Genomic DNA, 21,613 nt, shown 5'->3' on the forward strand with positions numbered 1-21,613 from the left:
TCGGCGCGTCGTGGCTGCGAACCATGCCAGCCGCAGGGCGCTCGGGGTAGCGACTGAATCGACGATCACCAGACTCATCCACGCCCAGCTGCGTAAGCTGGACTGTCAGCAATTGGCAGGGCGCGATGGTGGGGGATAGACCAGCATGGACGACCGGCTTCGCGACTTCGCGAAGGGCTCACCCAACTTCGGGGTGCTGTATCAGCACCAGCCTCTGCTCTCCTTGTACGGAGCTTCTGCCGAAGCGACCGTGTTCACGAACCCCAATTCCTCACTGGTCCAGGCGGGGCAGTTTGGCGAGGTTCTCGCTGAGGAACTGGTCGCCCGTATAGGGATGCGGATCGAGGGCGATCGACAGATCGACCGGCTGACCGCTCTGACCAGGGCCGGAGTCCTCGTTCCGGAGATCCGTGACGACTTCGACCGGCTGCGCCGCGACCGAAACAAGGCTGCCCACAGCCACCTCTTCGACACGGCGCGGGCCCTTGCCGCCGTACGGGTCTGCTACAAGCTCGGCCTCTGGTTCCACGATGCCATCGACGGCCGGCGGACCGTCGCCGAGTTCGTGCCGCCCACGGACCCCGGTGACAGTGCTCAGATCACGGATCCAGCAGAGCTGGCCGAGCTGCGCGATGCCCTCGACGGCCACCGGCAGGCGCTCACGCAGGCCCGCACGAGGCTCGCCGAGGCAGGCGATGCGTTGGAGGCAGAACGCAAGGCGCGAGCCGAGGCCGAGAGACTGATCGCTAGCGCCGATGCGAACAAGACCGAGTTGCTCTCCAGAGTGGAGCAGCTGAGCAGCCAGATCGAAGAACTGCGCAGCGCCCAGCATGCGAAGTACGAGACCGCTCGAAGGCAGCCGCGCTCGGTCGATGCCAAGCGACGCGAGGCGATCATCCATCGTGCGCAGCGGCCGGCCGCGCTCAATGAGGTGCAAGCTCGTGAAGCCATCGACGAGATGCTCTACGCGGCGGGATGGGTCGTCCAGGACCGCCACGAGGTCAACCCGGGAGAGAACCAGGGCGTTGCGGTGCGGGAGTTCACGCTGGCCACTGGCCGCGCGGACTACGTCTTGTACGTCGACGGCAGGATTGTTGGCGTGATCGAAGCCAAGCGGGAGGGCGATCACCTCTCCAGCGCCGTGGAGCAGAACGACCGGTACGCGGCTGGCGTCCTCAAGGAGCACCGGCTCGCCGTCTGGCGGGAGGCGGAGCCGTTCGCGTTCCGCTACGCGACGACCGGCACCGAGACCTATTTCATCAACCGCCTCGACCCCGACGCCCGCTCCCGAGAGGTGTTTTCCTTTCACCGCCCCGAGACGGTGGCGGCCTGGATGCGTCGCGCCGACGGGACACCGGCTGCCCCGACGTTCCGGGCCGCCATGCGCCGGCTGCCCGTGCTGGAACCGAACGGGTTGCGTCTTGCTCAGATCGACGCCATCAGCGGCCTGGAGAAGTCCCTGGCAGAGGACCGGTCGCGGGCCCTGATCCAGATGGCGACGGGCGCGGGCAAGACCTTCACTGCCGTGGCGCAGACCTACCGGCTGCTCAAGCACGCCAAAGCGCGTCGGGTTCTGTTCCTCGTCGACCGCAATAACCTGGGCAGGCAGGCGTACGACGAGTTCCGAAAGTTCACGACGCCGGACGACGGCCGCAAGTTGTCCGACATCTATAACGTCGACCGGCTCGGGGCAGCTGGCCTTCAGGACACTTCGTCGGTAGTCATCTGCACGATTCAGAAGATGTACTCGCTGCTGCGCGGGGAGACCCTCGTCGATGACGAGCAAGCGGACGAGACCTCGGACAGCACGGCGTACGAGGACACGTACGCGACGGACCTGCCCATCGAGGTCTCCTACAACCCGAAGGTCCCGATCGAGTCCTTCGACCTGATCATCGTGGACGAGTGCCACCGCTCTATCTACGGTCTGTGGCGGGGGGTACTGGAGTACTTCGACGCACACCTGGTCGGCCTGACCGCCACCCCTACACTCCAGACCCTCGGCTTCTTCGGCCGCAACCTGGTGTCCGAATACACCTATCCGCAGGCCGTTGCGGACGGCGTGAACGTCGACTTCGACGTCGTACGGATGCGCACCGACCTGCGCGAGAAGGGCGCCGCGACCATCGAGTCGGGCACGACGGTGCGAGTCAAAGACCGTAAAACGCGAAGGCAGCGCTACCAGGAACTGGATGACGACTTCACCTACACGACCGGGCAGATTGGCCGCTCGGTAGTGACGGTGGACGAGATCCGAGCGGTGCTCACTGCGTACCGGGACAACTGGCGGCGCTGGTTCCCCGGCCGGACTGAGCTTCCGAAGACGTTGATCTTCGCGGTCGGCGAGGACCATGCGGAAGATGTCCTCGCCCAGGTCAAGGAGGTCTTCGGGCGCGGCGACGACTTCGCGAAGAAGATCACGTACAAGAGCCGCCAGGCCGGCGAGGATCCGGACGAACTCATCCGAGCGCTGCGGACCTCGCCCCGGATGCGGGTCGCCGTCACCGTCGACATGATCGCGACTGGTACGGACGTGAAGGCCCTAGAGTGCGTGATCTTCCTGCGCGAGGTGCGCAGCGCCGTCCTCTTCGAGCAGATGAAGGGTCGCGGCGCTCGCACCATCGACGCGACGGAGCTCCAGGAGGTCACACCGGATGCGGACGCGACGGTCCGCAAGGACCGGTTCGTACTCGTCGACGCTGTCGGGGTGACGGACTCCCCGCTGGTGGACGCCAAGCCGCTGGTACCCGCGGGCGAGCGGCAGGTCTCGCTTGCCAAGCTGCTGGACAAGGCCGGTACGAAATCGATCAGCGCGAGTGAGGCCGAGATCCTGGCGGGACGGCTGGCGCGGCTCAACCAGCAGTTGACGGAGGAGGAGCGCGAGCAGCTGACGCGCGCCTCAGGCGGGCAGACCCTGTCCGAGATCGCGGGCGCCATTGTGAAGGCGGTAGACCCGGACCGGCAGGAGCGGGCTCTGGAGCAGGGTGGCCAGGCGGCGGCTAGACGGCTCGTGGAGGACGCGATCGCTCCGCTGACGGAGTATCCCGACCTGCGGCGGCATATCATCGAGATCCGGCGGGACAAGGACTACCTCTTCGATGAGTTCACGGCCGTCGAGGTGACGGACGTCGACGAAATCCCACGTGAGGAGCGGGCCCGGGAGCAGGTAGGCCGGTGGAGCCAGCTCCTGAAGGACGAGCGCGACCGCATTGCGGCAGTCAGTATCGCCTTGACGAGCCCCCGGTCGGTTTCACCGGCGGAGACGTACGCTGCGCTGAAGGAACTGGCCCTGGAGATCCGCCGCCCGCAATTCGCCTGGACGCCGCAGGTGCTGTGGACGTACTACGAGGACTTGGGCTCGGCGGTCCATTACGACCCAGGCCGAGAGGCCGGGGTACCCGATCTGATCTCCCTGATCCGCTACGAGCTGGGCGTGGATGAGGAGCTGCGGCCGTACCGTGAGACGGTGGAAGAACGCTTCGAGGCGTGGCTGCTCAAGCAGCAGCAGGCGGGGGCGGACTTCTCGAAAGAGCAGCTGTGGTGGCTGCGGTCCATACGGGACGTGGTGGCGAGCGACGTCGGCATCAGTCCGGCAGAGTTCAATGCCGAGCCCTTCAAGGGGAAGGGCGGAGGTCGGGGGTTCGCCCATGCGTTTCCGGGGCGGGATGTTCGATCGTTGTTGAGTGAGCTGAATCGAGAGTTGGCTTGAGCGGGTTGAGTGACGTCGAGCTTCCGGCGGGGTGGGCTAGAGCCCTCCTCGGAGATATTTGCATCCCTGTCAAAAAAGTAGGGCCTGAGGGATTTGACAAAGATCGATTTCAATATATTGACATTGGTTCAGTAAGCGGGCCCGACCGCCAAATCACTGCCGCTAGCTGGATTGAATCTTCAGATGCCCCGGGAAGGGCTCGGCAAATCGTCAAGGAGGGAGACACTGTCTATTCCACAGTGCGCCCGTATCTGCGAAATATTGCCCGAGTACCCGGCACGCTTGAGGGGCACATCGCCTCCACCGGCTTCGCCGTCATTCGACCACACCGCGAGATCGACTCACGGTACATCTTTCATGCCGTACAGGGTAAATTTTTCGAGGAGCAACTTTTTCCGAAACAGCGAGGCGTAAGCTACCCGGCAGTGCGAGATGCAGACGTATTTGAGACGACGATCCCAATTCCGCCGATGCGTGAACAGCAGAGAATCGTCGAGGCCATCGAAGATCATCTCTCTCGCCTCGATGCGGCTGGACGAGAGCTGCAAACTGCACAGAAGAAGATCGCCTCGTTCCGCAAGTCCGTCCTCCTGTCGCTGGTGCCCGAATCCGTTCCCGACTCATGGGAGATGAGTACGGTCGGAGAGGCTGGCACTATTGGGCTCGGGAGGCAGCGCCACCCCGATTGGCACCATGGCCCAGAGATGCGCCCGTACTTGCGTGTGGCCAACGTCTTCGAGGATCGCATCGACACCTCGGACGTCATGGAGATGGATTTCTCAGGAGTCTTCGACCGGTTTCGACTGGAACCTGGCGACGTTCTCCTCAATGAGGGACAGAGTCCTCACCTTGTGGGGAGGCCTGCGCTATACCGGGGGACTCCGCCCAACGTCGCTTTCACTAACAGCCTCCTACGGTTTCAGGCGCGCCCCGATGTGCTTCCAGAGTGGGCCCTTATGGTGTTCCGCCGCCATCTTCACGCCCGCCGCTTCATGCGCGAAGTGCGCATTACCACCAACATTGCCCACCTTTCGGCCAAGCGTCTGAAGCCTATCGAGTTCCCTGTCCCGCCGCTTGAGGAACAGAAACAACGGGTGCAGGCTTGTGACGAATTGATGAGCTACGCCGATGCGATGGAGCACGCTTTGAAGCGCAACGTTGTACGCGCAAAGCACCTCCGGAGCGCGGTACTGCAGCGTGCATTCACCGGCCGCCTCGTTCCCCAGGACCCCACCGACGAGCCCGCCTCCGTCCTCCTCGACCGCATCCGCGCCAAGCGCGAGGCTCAGGGCGACAAGCCCAAGCGGGCCGTCCGCCGCTCCCGCAAGACGGCCACCGCAGACGCACCACCCCCACCCCCTGCATCCTCAACGCCTTCCCCCAACACCGCCGTTCAGCAGGAGCTTCCGCTGTGACCCCCGCATCTCCCACCCTGGCGCACGCGCAGACCAACAGCCTGGTCGCCAAGCTCTGGAACTACTGCAATGTCCTGCGGGACAACGGACTGTCCACCATCGAGTACGTCGAGCAGCTCTCGTACCTGCTCTTCCTCAAGATGGCTGACGAGATCGCCTCCGACCCCTTCACGGAGGAGGAGGCCAAGACCGTCGTCCCCGCCGAGTACGACTGGCAGTCCCTTGCTCGCCTCAAGGGCATCGACCTCGAAGTCCACTACCGCAAAACCCTCGAAGCGCTCGCCAAGAACCCCGGCACCACTCTCGGCACAATCTTCGCGAAGTCCCAGAACAGGATCACCGAGCCCGCCCTGCTCGAAAAGCTGGTTGTCGAGCTGATCGGCAAGGAGGACTGGACGGTCCAGGGGACGGACCTCAAGGGCGATGCCTACGAGGGTCTGCTTGCCAAGGGCGCGGAGGACACCAAGACGGGCGCTGGCCAGTACTTCACGCCCCGCGCGCTCATCGACGCCATGGTCGACGTGATGCAACCGGGTCCCGAAGACACGATCACTGACCCGGCCTGTGGTACCGGCGGCTTCCTGATCGCTGCGCATAGCTACATCCGTAAGCACCACATGCAGCACCTGTCACGGGAACAGCGTCTCGCGCTCGGGTCCGGCAAGATCTGGGGCAACGAGCTGGTCACCGGCACGGCCCGTCTGGCCGCGATGAACATGCTGCTGCACGGCATCGGTGACGCCGACGGCGAGTCGCTCATCACCGTGGGTGACGCGCTTGCCGACAAGCCCGAGCGCCACGCGTCGCTCATCCTCGCCAATCCGCCCTTTGGCAAGAAGTCCGCGATCACGATCGTCGGCACGGACGGCAAGGCCGAGAAGGAAGACATCTCGTACGAGCGGGACGACTTCCGCGCCACCACCACTAACAAGCAGCTCAACTTCCTCCAGCACATCATGTCGCAGCTGGAGATGAACGGGCGTGCGGCTGTCGTCCTGCCGGACAATGTGCTCTTCGAAGGCGGGGCGGGCGAGAAGGTACGCCGCCGCCTGCTGGAAGAGTTCGACTTGCACACGATCCTCCGCTTGCCGACAGGCATCTTCTACGCGGGCGGTGTCAAGGCCAACGTCCTGTTTTTCGAGAAGAAGCCCCCCCGCAGTGGGGGCGCCCACAACACCTCGCAGCTCTGGGTCTACGACTTCCGTACCGCCAAGCACTTCACCCTGAAGCAACGCCCGTTGACGCGCGCGGCTCTGGACGAGTTCGTCGAGGCGTACCTGCCCAGCAAGCCGCGTAGCGAGCGGGTGGAGTCGGAGCGTTTCAAGCCCTTTGACTACGACGAGCTCATCGCCCGTGACAAGGTAAATCTCGACATCACGTGGATGAAGGACCCGGCGCTTGACGACGCCGACAGCCTCCTGCCGCCCGAAGTGATTGCCCAGGAGATCGTCGAGGACTTGCAGGCTGCGCTGAGCGAGTTCGCGGCCATCGCGGAGGCTCTCGGCGGTGAGGTCTCGGCCGACACCGATGCAATTGAGCCAACTGAGAGTGGTTGATCCACAACTGGGTTGCCCCTCCCCCGACCCGCCGGAATCCTGAGTTCCCAGACCAGCGAGACGGGGGAGTTTCATGCCGGCCGCACAGCCGCAGACACGCGAGTTCCGGGCGTTCCTGACCAACCTCGAGTACGCCCGGAAAATGATCGTGGCGGGTCAGAGCCTGGCTGCCTTCCAGTCCCCGGTTATCGACATCGGTGACTTCTACCGGGCCGCCTGGGTGCAGGCCGTCAGCGCCATCGACCACTGGTTCCACGAGGAGCTGTACCGACGCGTCGCCGAGCTGGCCGCCGCGGACAGCCCCGGCATGCCCTACCAGCTGACGAAGTTCGAGCTGCCCCTGGTCAAGGTGGAGGAAGTCCGGCGCGGTACGACGACGCTCGCCGACGCCGTCTCCGAGCACGTCAAGGCGAAGTGGGGCAACGCGGCACTGCAGAACCCTCGCAAGATCAGCGAGGCGCTGAAGCTGGTGACGGAAGAGGACATCTGGGCCAAGGCCGCCGTTCAGCTCAACGAGTGGAACCACGGCCGTACGTCCATGAACGCCCAGACACTGAAGCAGAAGTACAACTCGATCACCGAGCGCCGCAACAGGATCGCCCACGACGCGGACCTTCTGGACGGCGACCTTAAGCGTCGCCGCCCCATCTCCGACGCTGACGTGACGGACGCGATCGACTGGATCGAGCGAATCGCCCTCGCCATCGCCACAGTGCTGGGATGAGGCGACCTCTCAGGCACCGTCATCGCGCCTACGCCACCGTTCGAAGTTGACGGCAGTCCTGACGGCAACGACGGCACATAGACGCGCACGATCGCCATCCTGAGCGATTGCAGCAGGAGGCCGCGGGCACTCCTCGTCGCGTGCTGCCCGATCCTACGGATCAGAAGGTTGCAGGTTCGAATCCTGCCGAGTGCACAGCAGGCCAGAGGCCCCCAGGAGAAATCCCGGGGGCCTCTCGCGTTGCCCGCGAAGCGGGCGCCCGGCGGCTAGCGCCGCTTGCGGCCCAGGCGGGCACGTAGGTCTTCGAGGAGTTCGGCTGCCTCGGGGTAGGCGCGAAGCGCGTGCAGCGTGGTGGCGACGCCATAGGCGGACTGAAGGTTCCGGCGGTGGTCGTCGCCGAGGGTGCGACGTCGACGGGCGAGGACGTCCACATGCAGGCGACGGGCTGAGGCTGCTCGCCGAGCTCGTGGAGGCTCATGGCGAGAGCGTCGGCGAAGTGAAGGGTGTCGGGGTGGTCGTCGCCGAGGGTGCGGCGGCCCAGGGGCGGTCCAGACCCGCGTAGCTGATGAAGGTCCGCTGCGAGGTCGTGGTCATCGTGGCCCCCGAGTCTCCCTGTGCCTGACACTCCGTCTCGGGCAATGATCCCGTGTCGGGCGGGCGATGACGTCGGGAAACGTCAAAGTCACGTTTGGGGAGTGGGAGTCGCCGAGCCCCCAGGGGAAGCCGGGGGCCTCGTGCTTCGGATCGGCTCTGACCGGCCGGGACCTCAAGCGGCCGTCACGCTCGCCCGCGCCGCCCGTTCCGCCGTCACCCGGCGGCGGCGGGTCGGCAGGCCCATGGTGGGGTTCGCCACGCCCCAGGCCGCGGCCTTGCAGACCAACTCCTTGTACAGGGCGGCCGGGCGGCCGGTCAGGGCCGCGCTCACGGCTCGGTCGTCGGCGGTGACGTACTGGATCAGGCCCTCCTTGCGGCCCAGCGAGATGCACTGGTTGAAGTAGCGGGCCGAGATGGTCGGGAGCTTGCTGTCGGTCAGACGGGCCGCGATGGCGTCGGCGGCCTGCCAGGCGGTGGGGACGCCCGAGGCGCACGACATGCGCAGCGGCTTGTCGCCGGGGCCGGCCACCAGGGCCGCGTCGCCGATGGCGTACACGTCCGGGTGGGAGACCGAGCGCATGGTGGCGTCGACCACGATCTGGCCCGTGTCGCCGGTCCGCAGTGTCGTCGCCCGGGCGATCGGGTGGACCGCGAAGCCCGTCGTCCAGATGGTGACCGCGGCCGGGATGTCGCCCTCGGTGGTGGTGACGCGGTCGGCTTGCACGGCGGTGACGGTGGTGTGTTCGTGGGCGGTGATCCGCAGACGGGCGAAGACCTTCCGCAGATGGCGCGCGCCCTTGGGGGAGAGCCAGTCGCCCAGTCCGCCCCGGGCGACCAGGCAGACGTCGAGGTCCGGGCGGGTCTCGGCCAGCTCCGTCGCGGCCTCCACGCCGGTGAGGCCGCCGCCGACGACGGTCACGGGGGTGCCGGGGGCGAGGGCGGCCAGGCGGTCGCGCAGGCGCAGGGCTCCGTCGCGGCCGGCGATCTCGTGGGCGTGCTCCGTGGTGCCGGGGACGCCCTGGGTGTTCCAGGCGCTGCCGAGGGCGTAGACGAGGGTGTCGTACTCCAGGTCCTGAGGCCCCTCGGCGTCGTCCGCGCCGGTGACGGTCACCGTCCTGCGGTCGACGTCGATGCCCGTCACCCGCCCGAGGCGCAGTGTGACGCCCGTACCGGCGAACATCTCGTCGAAAGGACGGGGGCGGAGGGTCTGGCCCACCGCCAGCTGGTGCATCCGGACGCGCTCGACGAAGTCCGGTTCGGCGTTGACGAGGGTGATGGAGACGTCCTCGCCGCGCAGCCGCCTGGCGAGGCGTCCGGCGGCGCTCGCCCCGGTGTATCCGGCTCCGATGACGATGACGCGGTGCTGCTGGATGGTCTGCGGCATGTTCTGCATGTCCCTGCACTCCTGTCTCGCGCGGTTTCGCCCCTTGAACCGGGCAGGCCGTCGTTTCCTGACAGGTGGCAGACGTGACGTGGGTCACATGTGCTGGTGGATACGGAAGAGCGGGGCCCCGTGGTCCGTGGCCGCCCACTGGCGCGTCGCGCGTTCGAGCTTGTCGGGGTTGACCTGGCTGCGGAACGCGGCGATGCCGTCCGGCGTGAACTCCAGGCAGATCACGCCGATGATCCGGCCGTCGACCAGGACCACCAGGGCGGGCAGCCCGTTGGCGGACGAGACGTGGATCTCCGCGGTGCCGCCGAGGAGCCGGCGGGCGGCCTGGTTGGGGGTGAAAAGGCTCCGCATGAACGTCGCGACGGCCGCGGCCCCCTCGAACGCCTTCGCGCGGGCCGGTACCTTTCCGCCGCCGTCGCCGACCGCGATGGCGTCCGCGGTGAGCAGCTGGACCAGCGGTTCGGTCCGGCCGCTGGTGGCCGCCGTGAGGAACTCCTCGACGATGCGCCGGGCGGCCGCCTCGTCGATCTCGGTACGGGTCCGGCCCGCCGCGATGTGCTTCTTGGCGCGGTGGAGGATCTGCTGGGCGGACGCCTCCGTGATGTCCAGGATCTCCGCGATCCTCCGGTGCGGGTAGCCGAAGGCCTCCCGCAGCACGTACACCACCCGCTCGTTGGGGGACAGCCGCTCCATCAGCGCGAGGACGGCGAACGAGACCGACTCGCGCTGCTCGGCGGTGTCTGCCGGGCCGAGCATCGGGTCGCCCGCGAGCAGCGGCTCCGGCAGCCACTGGCCCACGTACGTCTCGCGGCGGGCGCGCGCCGAGGTGAGCTCGTTGAGGCAGAGGTTGGTGAGGACCTTCGTCAGCCAGGCCTCGGGGACCTCGATGCGGTCGACGTCGGCGGCCTGCCAGCGCAGGAACGTGTCCTGCACGGCGTCCTCGGCATCGCTCGCCGAGCCGAGGAGGCGGTAGGCGATGGCTTTGAGGCGGGGCATGGCAGCCTCGAACTGGTCCATCTGGTTCCCGGTCAGCGCCATGGTCCGGATCCTAACGGGGGCGGGAGCGGGGGCGGGAGTGAAGGCGGGCGCCGGTCGTTCGCCGTGGCGGGGGCGGGGTAGCCGACGAGTTACGGGGCGTGCTGGGCGCCCCTCCGTTCGGAGGTGGGCGCGATGGGAGCGAAGGGGCAGGCGGAGCAGGGGCGTTGGCGCGATCAGTGGTGGGCCGTCGGGCTGCTGGTGCTGGTGATCTGGGTGGCCGTCCGGCTGGCGTTCCGCGGCTGGTCCGCGTGGCCGGAGACGCTGGCAGGGGGCGTCTTCTACGCCGTCTTCCTGACGTGGTTCCTGATGCGGCGCAGGCGGCGGGACGCGAAGGCCGTGGGTACCGAGCCGGCCAGGGTGCCGGAGCTGGAGCGGCGCATCGCGAAGAACGGCGAGCTGCCCGACGACCCGGCCGAGCAGGCGGCCATGATCCGGCTGATCCGGCGGCGGGAGGAGAAGCTGCGGCGCAACCGGTGGTGGGCCTTCCCCACGCTCGGGCTGATCTTCCTCGGGATGCCCCTCCTCTGGTTCACCGCCGGGAACGTGCCCGCGGGGCTGTGGGCGCTGGGCTTCGGTGTGGCCTTCATGAGCTGGATGATCTGGTTCAACCGGCGCTTCGTGCGCCGCATGGTCGCGATGCGGCAGCGGATCGAAGGTGTCGGGGGCGTCGGCGGCGTCGGTGGGATCGAGGGTGTCGGAGGGCGCGCGTAGCATCCCCGGATGACGTGTGGGGTCCGGGAATCCGGTGGCGGGTGGCGGTGTGCCGGGATGCGGTGGCCCCGGGAGGTGCCCGAACTGGCGTGGAGCCGGGGCGGTAACCGGCGGGCGAGTGTGCTCGCGTACGGGGCCCGCCTCGGGTTCCGGGCCGTCGGGGAGCGGCACTGTGCGGGCGCCCGGGGGAACGTCTGCCCGCTGGGGGCCGTCGTGCCGGGGCGCTCGACCGGGGGGCGGTGCGCCGAGTGTGCGCGGCTGGACCGGGCGCATTCGGTGGCCGCCGACACGATGGCGGACGACCCCCGGACGTACCGCGTGTACCTCGCCTGGTTCGGGCCCGGCATGGTCAAGGTCGGGATCACCGGGGAGGAGCGCGGGGCCGCCCGGCTGCGGGAGCAGGGGGCCGTGGCCTTCAGCTGGCTGGGGCGCGGGCCCCTCATGGCGGCGCGGCGGACCGAGGAGGTGCTGCGGGCGGCGCTCGGGGTGCCCGACCGGATCCCGTACGCCAGGAAGCGGGCCGTACGGGGGCAGTTGCCGGGGCCGGAGGAGCGGGCCGGGGCGGTGGCGGAGCTGTACGCGCGGGCGGCGGCGCTCGAAGGGCGTGGCTGGCCCGAGTCGTTGGAGCGGCTGCCTCTTGAAGTCGTCGACCAGGTCGGCGTCTTCGGGCTCGACCGTGCGACCGCAGCCGCCCGGCCGGTACGGGAGGGTGCGCCCGCGCCCGTCCGCGCGGTGCGGGAGCTGGTCGACGGCGGAGTCGTCGCGGGGCGGCTCGTCGCGGCGGCCGGGCCCGATCTGCATCTCGCGGTGGCGGGCGGGGGCGTGGTCGTGCTGGATACGCGGCTGATCACCGGGTGGGACCTGACGGCGGAGGCCGGGAGCGATGTCCGTGTCCCCCTCATCGACATCGGCGGCGGCGGTGTGCAGGGTGGGTTGTTCTGAACGACCGCGTGGGTTGTTCAGCACGACCGGCGAAAGGGCCTGCGCATGGAGCTGGGAAGCGATGGCGTGGTGCGGTTCCGGGAGCGGCTCGGGCTGCCCGGGATCATCGACGTGCACACCCACTTCATGCCCGAGCAGGTCCTGCGCAAGGTGTGGGCCTACTTCGACGCGGCCGGGCCGCTCACCGGGCTGGAGTGGCCGATCACCTACCGGTACGAGGAGGAGCGGCGGCTCGCCCTGCTCCGGGCGTTCGGGGTGGTCCGGTTCACCGCCATGCTGTACCCGCACAAGCCCGGTATGGCCCGCTGGCTGAACGGCTGGGCCGCCGACTTCGCGGGCCGGACCCCCGACTGCCTGCACACCGCGACGCTCTTCCCGGAGGAGGGCGTGGAGGTGTACGTGAAGGAGGCCGTGGAGGCAGGGGCCCGGGTGTTCAAGTCACACCTTCAGGTGGGGGCGTACGACGCCAACGACCCGTTGCTGGACGCCGTGTGGGGGCTGCTCGCGGAGGCCGGGATCCCGGTGGTCATGCACTGCGGCTCGGGGCCCGCTCCGGGGAGGTTCACCGGGCCCGAACCGATCGGGCGGCTGCTGGCCCGGCACCCCCGGCTGCGGCTGATCGTCGCGCACATGGGGATGCCGGAGTACGCGGAGTTCCTGGCGCTGGCGGAGGCGTACCCGGAGGTCCGGCTCGACACGACCATGGCGTTCACCGACTTCAGCGAGCGGCTCAGCCCCTTCCCCGCGGCGGAACACGGGCGGCTCGCCGCCCTCGGGGACCGCATCCTGCTGGGGACGGACTTCCCGAACATTCCGTACCCGTACGTCCATCAACTGGAGGCGCTGGAACGGCTCGGGCTGGGCCACGCGTGGTTGCGGGCGGTCTGTCACGGGAACGCCGCCGCGTTGTTCGAGCTGCCGGCCGCCTAGAACCCGCCGGCCCCGCGTCATCCTCATCGACTCGGGGCCCTGTTCGAGAGCCTCAGCCGTGGTGCTTTCTCAGGGAATTCACAGGAACGGGTCAGGCTTCTCTCACGGGCGTCTCACAGGGTGGGGCCCATGACGACGACGACCTCGCCCCAGGGGCGTACCGAACTGCTCAGGCCGGACCGTACCCCCGTCCGGGTCCTGGTCGTGGACGACGAGGCTCCGCTCACCGAGCTGCTCTCGATGGCCCTGCGGTACGAGGGGTGGGAGGTGCGCAGCGCCGGTGACGGGGCCGCGGCGGTCCGGGCGGCACGCGACTTCCGGCCGGACGCGGTGGTCCTGGACGTGATGCTCCCCGACATGGACGGGCCGGCCGTGCTGGGCCGGCTGCGCCGCGAGTACGCCGGTGTGCCCGTCCTCTTCCTCACCGCCCGGGACGCCGTCGAGGACCGGATCGCCGGGCTCACCGCGGGCGGCGACGACTACGTCACCAAGCCGTTCAGCCTGGAGGAGGTCGTGGCCAGGCTGCGCGGGCTCATCCGCCGCTCGGGCTCGGCCGTCGCCGCCGGGCGCGGCGAGTCCACGCTGACCGTCGGGGACCTGGTGCTCGACGAGGACAGCCACGAGGTGAGCCGGGGCGGGGAGGCGATCCACGTCACCGCCACCGAGTTCGAGCTGCTGCGCTTCCTGATGCGCAACCCGCGCCGGGTGCTCAGCAAGGCCCAGATCCTCGACCGGGTCTGGAACTACGACTTCGGCGGCCAGGCCAACGTCGTCGAGCTCTACATCTCCTACCTCCGCAAGAAGATCGACGCAGGGCGCACGCCGATGATCCACACCCGGCGCGGGGCGGGGTATCTGATCAAGCCCGGTGAGTAGGGGCCCCTCATGAAGGTGTTGCGCAGGCCCTGGACGCCGCGGACCCGGCTCGTCGTCTCCGCCGTGTCCCTGATCGCCGTCGTCGCGGCCGTCATCGGGTCCGCCCCCGCGACCGCCTTCCACAGCCTCATGTACGGCAAGCTCGACGACCAGTGCACGCCGGCGTCGAGCGCGCCGGGCGGCCGTCCGGTCCCCTCCCGTTGCCCGGGACGCTGCGCGAGGCGGGTCAGAACCCGGCCGCGTACGTCCAGAAGTCCCGCATCACCTCGGCGGCGGACGGCCCGCCCAGCTCCATCTGGGTGAGCAGGACGGCGACCGTGCCCGTGGCCGGGACGACGTGGGCCGTGGTGCCGGTGCCGCCGACCCAGCCGTACCGGCCGAGCACGTTCCAGGGGGCGGCGATCTCGACGTCCACCGCGCCGCCGAACCCCCAGCCCTGGCCCTCCGTGAACAGCCCGCTCGCGGCGCGCTGCTCCGGGGTCAGGTGGTCGGTGATCATCTGGCGGACGGACTCGCCGGCCAGCACCCGGTCACCGGCGTCGTTCAGGCCCTCGGTGAGCAGCATCCGGCCGAAGGCGTACCAGTCGTCGACGGTCGAGACGAGGCCCCCGGCGCCGGAGGGGAAGGGGGGCGGGCTGCTCCACTGCCCGTCCGGGGCGTCGATCAGCTCGGGCTCGCCCCCGTCCCCGCCTGCCCCGGCCCGGTAGTAGCCGGTGAAGCGGTCCAGCGCGGCGGGCTCCACCCAGAAGCCGGTGTCCTTCATGCCGAGGGGCTCGAAGATCCGCTCCGACAGATACGCGGGCAGCGGCCGGTCGGCCACCCGGGCGATCAGGACCCCGAGGATGTCGGCGCACGTCTCGTAGAGCCAGCCGTCGCCCGGCTGGTGGAGCAGCGGGATTCGGGAGAGGGCGGCCATCCAGGCGTCCGGCGACGGCACCGCCTGCGGCTGCGGCGGCCCCTGCTTCAGCTCGGTGAAGAGCGGGGCGAGGGCGGGGAGCGAGAAGTCGGACGGGAAGCCGTACCCGGCGCGGAAGGTCAGCAGGTCCAGGAGGGTGATCGGACGGACGGCCGACACCACGTCGTCGACCGGCCTCTTCGGGGTCCGGACGACCAGGGGCGAGGCCAGCTCGGGCAGCCAGGCCGCGACCGGGTCGGCGGGGGCGATCAGGCCGTCGTCGACGAGCGTCATGGCGGCCGCCGCCACGATCGGTTTGGTGATCGAGGCGAGGCGGAACAGCGAGTCCCGCCGCATCGGCGCGGACCCGGCGAGGCCGGCCGTACCGGCCGACACGACCTCGGCCCGCTCGCCCCGGGCGACCAGCGCCACCGCGCCCGGCATCGATCCCCTGGCGATGTGGGTGTCCAGCAGTTCGTGCAGGCTGGTGGTGGTCATGACCATCCTTCGTCCGTCCGGTACCGCGTGGTCTTTCACGGCGGCCCTCGGTAAGGAGGACGCGTTCCCACCGCAAAAGGAAGCAATTCGCGCCGAAAAAGGAGACTCCGGAAGCTCCCCGGACTCATCGCCCCGGACTCATCGCCCCGGACTCGTCGGCCCCGGCCCTGTCGTCCCCGCTCCCGTCCCCGCCCCGCCGTCACCTCCGCAACAGCAGGTCCGCCACCACCGCCCGGTGGTCGGAGGCGAGGCTCTCCGGCACCCACGCCCTCCGCACACCGGCCCTGTTCTTCGACACCGTCACGAAGTCGATCCGCTTGACCGGGTCCTGCGCCGGGAACGTGGGCGCGCCCGGGTCCGCGTCCGCCAGCTCCCGCCACAGCGGGGCCAGTTCGGGGGCGTCGGGCTCCGCGTTGAAGTCGCCGAGCAGGATCTTCGGGCCCCGGTCCTCGGCCATGATCCGCCGGGTGTCGGCGACCTGGGCGACGCGGACGGCGGGGTCCGGGCGGTAGTCGAGGTGGGTCACGTACACGTGCACCGGCAGCCCCCGTACCCGTACGACGACCTCGCCGAAACCCGGGGCGGGCGCGGGCACCGGGTTCGGGTCCTGGGTCGAGAGACGGGTGATCTCGTGGTTCTCGGCGCTCACGATCCGGTGCCGCGACAGCACGGCCACCCCGTACTCGGCCCGCGGCCCGCCCGGTTCGGCCGGATCGAGGCTGTAGATCGGCGCGAAGGAGACGTGCATCCGCAGCCGCCGGGCCAGTTCGCCCGCGAGATCCCGCCACTCGCTGCGGGGGCCCCAGTGCCGGTCGACCTCCTGGAGCCCGATCACATCGGCTTTCAGTGCCCGGAGTTCGGCCGTCTGACGCTCCAGGTCGAAGACGCCGTCCATGCCCGCACCGGCATGGATGTTGTACGTGGCGACCCGCAGCGGCAGGACTCCGCCGGCTCCACCCGAGGGGGAGCGGTGGACCGACGCGGCAGCGGCGGCCGGTGCGAGGAGCGCTCCCAGGAGGGAGGCGGCGAGGAGGAGGCGAGGGGCACGAGACGAGCGGCGACGCAGCGACATGGCTCTCCCAATGGCCGGAAATCGCGCATTTGGTCAGAAAACTTGTCAGGTCAGCGTCGAGAACCGTACCGCCGTGCCACCCCTCGGGTCCCAGCGGCGCGACCGGTCCGGCTCGAAGGAAATCGACTTGTACGTCGTACAGGGCTGCCTTACGGTGTACAGGACCCACTCCCGTACACCGTACAACCACCGGCCGCACCACCACGGGCCACCCATCCACGGAGCCCAAGGAGCCCGCATGACGGCGCCCGCCGCAGAGCGACCCGACCTCTCCCACCAGGGACATCCGCAACGCTGGCTGATCCTCGGCGTCATCTGCCTGGCCCAGCTCACCGTGCTGCTCGACAACACCGTCCTCAACGTCGCGATCCCCTCCCTCACCTCGGAGCTGCACGCCTCCACCGCCGACGTGCAGTGGATGATCAACGCCTACTCACTCGTCCAGGCGGGTCTGCTGCTCACCGCGGGCAGCTCGGCGGACCGCTACGGGCGGAAGAAGATGCTGATCGTGGGCCTCGCCCTGTTCGGCATCGGCTCGCTCGTGGCCGGGCTCGCCCAGTCCTCCGGCCAGCTCATCGCGGCCCGCGCCGGGATGGGCGTCGGTGGCGCGCTGCTGCTCACCACCACCCTCGCCGTCGTGGTCCAGATCTTCGACGAGACCGAGCGGGTCAAGGCGATCGGCATCTGGTCGACCGTCGCCTCCCTCGGCTTCGCGGCGGGCCCGCTGTTCGGCGGGTTCGTCCTCGACCACTTCTGGTGGGGCGCGATCTTCCTCATCAACCTCCCGGTCGCCCTGATCGGCCTGGTCGCCGTCGCCCGGCTCGTACCGGAGTCCAAGGTCGCCCAGGGCGACCGGCCCGACCTGCTGGGCGCGCTGCTCTCCACCATCGGTATGACCGCGGTCGTCTTCGCGATCATCTCGGGGCCCGAGCACGGCTGGGGGTCCGGCCGGGTGCTGCTGACGGTGGTCGTCGGCGTCGCCGTGCTGGCCGGATTCGTGCTGTGGGAGCTGCACATTCCGAACCCGATGCTGGACATGCACTTCTTCCGGAACCAGAAGTTCGTCGGCGCGGTGGCCGGCGCGATCCTGGTCGCCTTCGGGATGACCGGCTCACTCTTCCTGCTCACCCAGCACCTTCAGTTCGTTCTCGGGTACGGGCCGTTGGAGGCGGGTCTGCGGACGGCCCCGATGGCGCTCACCGTGGTCGCCCTCAACCTCACGGGCGTCGGCGCGCGGATGGTCCAGAAGTTCGGCACGCCCCTCGTCATCGCGGCCGGGATGAGCTGCCTGGCGGCCGGTCTCGCCGCCATCGCGGTGCTCGGCGGGGGCGACGGCGGGTACGGCGGCATGCTGTTCGGCCTGATCGTGATGGGTGCGGGCGTCGCCCTCGCCATGCCCGCGATGGCCAACGCCATCATGAGCGCCATCCCGCCGGAGAAGGCCGGGGTCGGCGCGGGGGTCAACGGCACGCTCGCGGAGTTCGGCAACGGCCTCGGGGTCGCGGTGCTGGGCGCGGTGCTCAACGCCCGGTTCGCCGCGCTCGTACCGGCCGCCGTCGGCGCCGTCTCCCTGCCCGCGGCCCTGGCCGCCGCCGACGGGCCCGCCGCCCGGGAGCAGATCAAGGACGCGTTCGCCGCGGGCCTGGAGACCAGCCAGCTCGTCGGCGCGGTGGCGGTGCTGGCGGGCGGCCTGCTCGCCGCGCTGCTGCTGCACCGGGCCGAGCGGATGGAGGCGGAGGTGCGGCGGCAGGAGGCCGACGCTTCGCAGGCGGGGGACCGGGCAGACGCGACGGGACCGGCGGCATAGCATCGGATACGACGCGCGTACCGGACCGTCGGCGTCCGGTACGCCGTTCTCCGGCGGGCCCGCACGGCCCGGCGTTCGGCAGGACCGCTCGGTGGCCGATCCGAGCACGACGAGGAGAGTGCGCCATGGTGTCCGGGCCCGGTTCCGAACCCGATTCCGCGTCCGCGCCGGCGTCAGAGGCTGTGTCCGCGCCCGAATCAGCTGCCGCTGCCGTTCCGTCCGGCGGCTCGAAGGACGCCACCGTGCGGACCAGTGTGTGGCTGGACCGAACGGCCCCCTCGCGCTCGCGCCGGACGGAGTCCCCGGCGGGTCTGGACCGTAACCGGATCACCGAGGCGTCGGTGCGGCTGCTGGACGCCGACGGGCTCGCCAAGTTCTCGATGCGCCGGCTCGCCGCCGAGCTGGACGTCACCGCGATGTCCCTCTACTGGTACGTCGACACCAAGGACGACCTCCTGGAGCTGGCGCTCGACTCGGTGTACGCCGAGATCGACCGGCCCCGTGAGGACGCCGACTGGCGGGACCGGCTGCGGGAGCTGGCCCGCAGCTACCGCGAACTCCTCGTCCGCCACATCTGGATCTCGCCGCTCGCCGGGACGTTCCTCAACATCGGCCCGAACTCCATGCTGTTCTCGTACGCCGTCCAGGACGTGATCCGGGACACCGGCCTGCCCCTGGAACGGCAGACGGGCGCGCTGTCGGCCGTCTTCCAGTTCGTGTACGGATTCGGCACCGTGGAGGGCAACTTCAAGGCGCGGTGCGACGCGACCGGGCTCACCCAGGACGCGTACCACCAGCAGGCGATGGGCACGATCCGGGCGGAGCCGCGCCTGCGGGAGATCTCCGACTACTCCGACGAGATCATGTCCGCCCGGGGCGGCGAGACGCTTGAGGAGATGCGCGAGCGGGACTTCGTCTTCGCGCTGGACCTGGTGATCGCGGGTATCGAGGCGGTGCGCGACCGGACCGGGTCCCCGGCCCAGTAGCTCCGTGCCCGGCCGGGCAGCCGCTTCACCGGCTCAGTAGCCGCGTGCCGTGTCCACCGTCAGCCCGGGGCGCCGGCCCTCCGTCACGTCCCGCCAGCAGGCGGTGAAGTCCACGGTGATGTCCTCGTCCGTGGTGATCCCCGCGGAGTGCGCCGTGATGACCGTACGGGGCAGCTGCCACACGGGGTCTTCCGGCGCGGCCGGTTCCGCGGGCAGCACGTCCAGCACCGCCCGCCGCACCCGGCCGTCCCGCAGCGCGGTCTCCAGCGCCCCCAGGTCCACGGTCGCGCCCCGCCCCACGTTGACGAACGTCGCCCCGCGCACCGCCGCGAACCGGTCGGCCCCGAAGAAGCCCTCCGTGGCCGGCGTCAACGGCAGGGCGGAGATCACCCAGCGGGCCTCACCCAGCACCCCGGTGTCCTCGGCGGCCCCGATCACCCGGTCGAATCCCGGCGGCACCACGCGGTCGGTGCCGGGCTCCGGGCCGTACCGCGTGGTGCGGGCGACGCCCACGGTGCGTACGCCGCAGGCCGCCAGCAGCCGCCCCACCGCCGCGCCGATGCGGCCGGTGCCGTAGATCAGGGCGGTCTGTCCGGCGACGAGCTCCGAGGGGAGGCGCTCCCAGTGCGCGCGGGCGTGCTGCTCGGTGAACTCCGGTACGGACTGGCACTCGGCGAGCATCCAGCCCAGGACGTACTGGGCCATCCGCTCGCCCATCCGGCCCACGGTCCGGGTCAGCAGCGCCGGTCCGGGCCAAGGGCCCCCGGAGAGCAGCCGGTCCGTCCCCGCGGTGATGCTGTGGAACCAGAGCAGCCGGTCCGTCCGCAGGGCGTCGGGCAGCGCGTCGCCCACGCAGAGGAGGGGTGGGCCGGACGGCGGCGGAACGTCCGTCAGGGGCTCCGCGGCGCGCCCGGTGATCCGCTCCAACACCCGTACCAGCTCGGAGTCCAGCGAGGGCGCGACGAGCAGCAGGGCCCGTGCGAGGGCGTCGGGCGCGGGCAGCGGCGGGGGCGGGACGGGCAGCCCGCACGCGAGGAGCGCGTGGGGCTGCCCGGCGGCGGGCTTCTCCGGAACAGGCAGCGCGCTTGCGCTCATCGCGCGATCAGCTCCCCGGGGCGAGGTGGGCCGGGAAGCCGCCGGTGGCGACGGGGCCCCAGCGCTCCGGGGTGACCCGGATGATCGACTTGCCCTGCTTCAGCATCGCCGCCCGGTACTCGTCCCAGTCCGGATGCTCCCCCGAGATGTTCCGGAAGTACTCCACCAGGGGCTCGACCGAGTCCGGGGCGTCGATGACCTCCGCTGCACCGTCGACCTGCACCCAGGGCCCGTCCCACTCGTCCGACAGCACGATCACGCTGACCCGCTCGTCGCGCCGGGCGTTGCGGGTCTTGGCGCGCTCGGGGTAGGTCGACATGACGATCCGCCCCGAGTCGTCCACGCCGCAGGTCAGCGGGGAGCCCTGGGGGCGGCCGTCTGCCCGGGCGGTGAGCAGGACCGCCCGGTGCCGGGGGCGTACGAACGCCAGCAACTCATCGAGGTCCACGGCGGTGTTGGTCGCGATGTTCGGTGCCATGCCCACCACCCTACGACCGGGTCCGACGGTCGGCCGGGCAGCGCCTCGCGCGACCGGCGCGAGGCGGCCCGGGGGTCACGGCATGGGCAGCGCCTCGCCCTGCACCGCCTGGATGTCCAGCTCCACACGCAGGGTCGTGCCGATCGCGGAGATGCCCGCCTGGACGACCTGGTTGTAGTTCATCGCGAAGTCGTCGCGGCGCAGTTCGGCGGTGGCGTGGAAGGCCGCGCGCACCCCGCCCCACGGGTCGGGCCCGGTGCCGAGGTAGGTCAGGTCCAGGTCGACGGGGCGCGAGACGCCGTGCATGGTCAGCTCGCCGTGGACGGTCCAGCGGTCGGGGCCTGCCGGGTCCAGCCCGGTGGAGCTGTAGGCGATCTCCGGGTACCGGTCCACGTCCAGGAAGTCCGGCGAGCGCAGGTGTTTGTCCCGCATGCCGTTGCCGGTGTCGATGCTGGCCGCCCTGATCACCGCGTCGACCCGGGAGGCGCCGGTCGCCCCGGCGATCTCGATCCGGCCGCCGAAGTCGGTGAACCGGCCGTGCACGCTGGAGATCCCCAGGTGCTGGGCGACCGCGCCCACCGAGGAGTGCGCGGGGTCCAGCGACCAGGCGCCCGGCGGCGGCAGCTCCACCCCGCCCTGCCGCGCCAGCACGATCTGCCCGGCCTCGATCCGGCCGCTCGCGGTGACGAGGGCGGTGGAGGCGGCGGGGGCGTACCCGACCGCCGTGACGATCACCGTGTACGCGCCGGCCGTCAGGGAGCCGTCCGTGCGGACGGCCCCGTCCTCGTCGGCCGCGGCCCGCAGCACCTGGGCGCCGGTCATGTCGGTGACCGTCACGACGGCGTGCTGGACCGCCCAGCCGTCCCGCGTCCGTACCTGTGCGCGAAGTCCCAT

At 70.1% G+C, this 21,613-nt stretch carries 17 protein-coding genes and 1 pseudogene; 11 read left to right on the forward strand and 7 right to left on the reverse strand.

From position 1 onward, the window contains the following. Positions 1 to 145: 145 nt before the first annotated feature. The 4 genes from RNL97_RS16985 (at position 146) to RNL97_RS17000 (ending at position 7,404) form a co-directional block, all read left to right on the forward strand. Positions 146 to 3,709, forward strand: a complete 3,564-nt coding sequence (locus RNL97_RS16985; protein ID WP_313750907.1) for a type I restriction endonuclease subunit R — start codon at positions 146 to 148, stop codon at positions 3,707 to 3,709. Between the two features lie 5 nt (positions 3,710 to 3,714). Beyond that, positions 3,715 to 5,124 (forward strand): restriction endonuclease subunit S, encoded by a 1,410-nt coding sequence (locus RNL97_RS16990; RefSeq protein WP_313750908.1) that lies wholly within the window; start codon positions 3,715 to 3,717, stop codon positions 5,122 to 5,124. Beyond that, positions 5,121 to 6,680 (forward strand): type I restriction-modification system subunit M, encoded by a 1,560-nt coding sequence (locus tag RNL97_RS16995; RefSeq protein ID WP_313750909.1) that lies wholly within the window; start codon positions 5,121 to 5,123, stop codon positions 6,678 to 6,680. The genes RNL97_RS16990 and RNL97_RS16995 overlap by 4 nt, the downstream gene beginning before the upstream one ends. Before the next feature lie 73 nt (positions 6,681 to 6,753). Further along, complete coding sequence (locus tag RNL97_RS17000) at positions 6,754 to 7,404, forward strand: hypothetical protein (RefSeq protein ID WP_313750910.1); 651 nt, start codon at positions 6,754 to 6,756, stop codon at positions 7,402 to 7,404. Positions 7,405 to 8,170: 766 nt separating this feature from the next. Here RNL97_RS17000 and RNL97_RS17005 read toward each other — a convergent pair. Continuing rightward, entirely contained in the window at positions 8,171 to 9,382 is a 1,212-nt protein-coding gene (locus RNL97_RS17005; protein ID WP_313751638.1) for an NAD(P)/FAD-dependent oxidoreductase, read from the reverse strand. 93 nt (positions 9,383 to 9,475) lie between these two features. Continuing rightward, positions 9,476 to 10,429: an RNA polymerase sigma factor SigJ gene (sigJ, locus tag RNL97_RS17010; RefSeq protein ID WP_313750911.1), complete on the reverse strand. Its 954-nt coding sequence runs from the start codon at positions 10,427 to 10,429 to the stop codon at positions 9,476 to 9,478. 132 nt (positions 10,430 to 10,561) lie between these two features. On the opposite strand from sigJ, the gene RNL97_RS17015 reads away from it, so the two are divergent. From RNL97_RS17015 to RNL97_RS33115, 5 genes and pseudogenes are all read left to right on the forward strand, one after another. Continuing rightward, on the forward strand, positions 10,562 to 11,140 hold the full coding sequence (locus RNL97_RS17015) for a hypothetical protein (protein ID WP_030579067.1): 579 nt from the start codon (positions 10,562 to 10,564) through the stop codon (positions 11,138 to 11,140). Between the two features lie 57 nt (positions 11,141 to 11,197). Next, complete coding sequence (locus RNL97_RS17020; protein ID WP_313750912.1) at positions 11,198 to 12,082, forward strand: DUF2797 domain-containing protein; 885 nt, start codon at positions 11,198 to 11,200, stop codon at positions 12,080 to 12,082. Positions 12,083 to 12,127: 45 nt separating this feature from the next. Beyond that, complete coding sequence (locus tag RNL97_RS17025; RefSeq protein WP_030579062.1) at positions 12,128 to 13,012, forward strand: amidohydrolase family protein; 885 nt, start codon at positions 12,128 to 12,130, stop codon at positions 13,010 to 13,012. 129 nt (positions 13,013 to 13,141) lie between these two features. Continuing rightward, on the forward strand, positions 13,142 to 13,888 hold the full coding sequence (locus RNL97_RS17030; protein ID WP_030579060.1) for a response regulator transcription factor: 747 nt from the start codon (positions 13,142 to 13,144) through the stop codon (positions 13,886 to 13,888). Between the two features lie 9 nt (positions 13,889 to 13,897). Continuing rightward, positions 13,898 to 14,115 (forward strand): annotated as a pseudogene (locus tag RNL97_RS33115) (two-component sensor histidine kinase); the annotation flags it as partial. On the opposite strand, the gene RNL97_RS17035 reads toward RNL97_RS33115, so the two are convergent. Continuing rightward, on the reverse strand, positions 14,115 to 15,281 hold the full coding sequence (locus RNL97_RS17035; RefSeq protein WP_030579057.1) for a serine hydrolase domain-containing protein: 1,167 nt from the start codon (positions 15,279 to 15,281) through the stop codon (positions 14,115 to 14,117). The pseudogene RNL97_RS33115 and the gene RNL97_RS17035 sit on opposite strands and share 1 nt — an antisense overlap. Positions 15,282 to 15,480: 199 nt before the next feature. Further along, entirely contained in the window at positions 15,481 to 16,353 is an 873-nt protein-coding gene (locus RNL97_RS17040; RefSeq protein WP_030579054.1) for an endonuclease/exonuclease/phosphatase family protein, read from the reverse strand. A 238-nt stretch (positions 16,354 to 16,591) separates the two neighbouring features. Here RNL97_RS17040 and RNL97_RS17045 point away from each other — a divergent pair, with 238 nt between their 5' ends. Continuing rightward, positions 16,592 to 18,160, forward strand: coding sequence for an MFS transporter (locus RNL97_RS17045; RefSeq protein WP_030579052.1), 1,569 nt, complete (start codon positions 16,592 to 16,594; stop codon positions 18,158 to 18,160). Between the two features lie 242 nt (positions 18,161 to 18,402). Beyond that, a complete protein-coding gene (locus RNL97_RS17050) occupies positions 18,403 to 19,146 on the forward strand; it encodes a TetR/AcrR family transcriptional regulator (RefSeq protein WP_030579049.1) in 744 nt (247 codons plus the stop codon). Positions 19,147 to 19,179: 33 nt separating this feature from the next. Here the strand turns inward: RNL97_RS17050 and RNL97_RS17055 are convergent, their stop codons facing one another. The 3 genes from RNL97_RS17055 to RNL97_RS17065 all read right to left on the reverse strand — a co-directional run bounded on the left by RNL97_RS17055 (position 19,180) and on the right by RNL97_RS17065 (position 21,613). Next, positions 19,180 to 20,169, reverse strand: a complete 990-nt coding sequence (locus RNL97_RS17055; protein ID WP_050499993.1) for an NAD(P)-dependent oxidoreductase — start codon at positions 20,167 to 20,169, stop codon at positions 19,180 to 19,182. Positions 20,170 to 20,248: 79 nt separating this feature from the next. Then, entirely contained in the window at positions 20,249 to 20,719 is a 471-nt protein-coding gene (locus tag RNL97_RS17060) for a PPOX class F420-dependent oxidoreductase (protein WP_030579043.1), read from the reverse strand. 75 nt (positions 20,720 to 20,794) lie between these two features. Further along, the gene (locus RNL97_RS17065; protein WP_243314444.1) at positions 20,795 to 21,613 is read right to left on the reverse strand and encodes a YceI family protein; all 819 of its coding nucleotides are present in this window, start codon (positions 21,611 to 21,613) and stop codon (positions 20,795 to 20,797) included.

It is taken from the genome of Streptomyces parvus, from assembly GCF_032121415.1.
Taxonomy (GTDB): Bacteria; Actinomycetota; Actinomycetes; order Streptomycetales; family Streptomycetaceae; genus Streptomyces; species Streptomyces globisporus_A.

Excerpts from the sequence above, each read along its gene's own strand:
- RNL97_RS17025 (WP_030579062.1), top strand. The coding sequence starts at position 12,128 with ATGGAGCTGGGAAGCGATGGCGTGGTGCGGTTCCGGGAGCGGCTCGGG.
- sigJ (WP_313750911.1), bottom strand. The coding sequence starts at position 10,429 with ATGGCGCTGACCGGGAACCAGATGGACCAGTTCGAGGCTGCCATGCCC.
- RNL97_RS17045 (WP_030579052.1), top strand. The coding sequence starts at position 16,592 with ATGACGGCGCCCGCCGCAGAGCGACCCGACCTCTCCCACCAGGGACAT.
- RNL97_RS17065 (WP_243314444.1), bottom strand. The coding sequence starts at position 21,613 with ATGGGACTTCGCGCACAGGTACGGACGCGGGACGGCTGGGCGGTCCAG.
- RNL97_RS17000 (WP_313750910.1), top strand. The coding sequence starts at position 6,754 with ATGCCGGCCGCACAGCCGCAGACACGCGAGTTCCGGGCGTTCCTGACC.
- RNL97_RS17040 (WP_030579054.1), bottom strand. The coding sequence starts at position 16,353 with ATGTCGCTGCGTCGCCGCTCGTCTCGTGCCCCTCGCCTCCTCCTCGCC.
- RNL97_RS17035 (WP_030579057.1), bottom strand. The coding sequence starts at position 15,281 with ATGACCACCACCAGCCTGCACGAACTGCTGGACACCCACATCGCCAGG.
- RNL97_RS17020 (WP_313750912.1), top strand. The coding sequence starts at position 11,198 with ATGCGGTGGCCCCGGGAGGTGCCCGAACTGGCGTGGAGCCGGGGCGGT.
- RNL97_RS17015 (WP_030579067.1), top strand. The coding sequence starts at position 10,562 with ATGGGAGCGAAGGGGCAGGCGGAGCAGGGGCGTTGGCGCGATCAGTGG.
- RNL97_RS17005 (WP_313751638.1), bottom strand. The coding sequence starts at position 9,382 with ATGCCGCAGACCATCCAGCAGCACCGCGTCATCGTCATCGGAGCCGGA.
- RNL97_RS16985 (WP_313750907.1), top strand. The coding sequence starts at position 146 with ATGGACGACCGGCTTCGCGACTTCGCGAAGGGCTCACCCAACTTCGGG.
- RNL97_RS17030 (WP_030579060.1), top strand. The coding sequence starts at position 13,142 with ATGACGACGACGACCTCGCCCCAGGGGCGTACCGAACTGCTCAGGCCG.
- RNL97_RS17060 (WP_030579043.1), bottom strand. The coding sequence starts at position 20,719 with ATGGCACCGAACATCGCGACCAACACCGCCGTGGACCTCGATGAGTTG.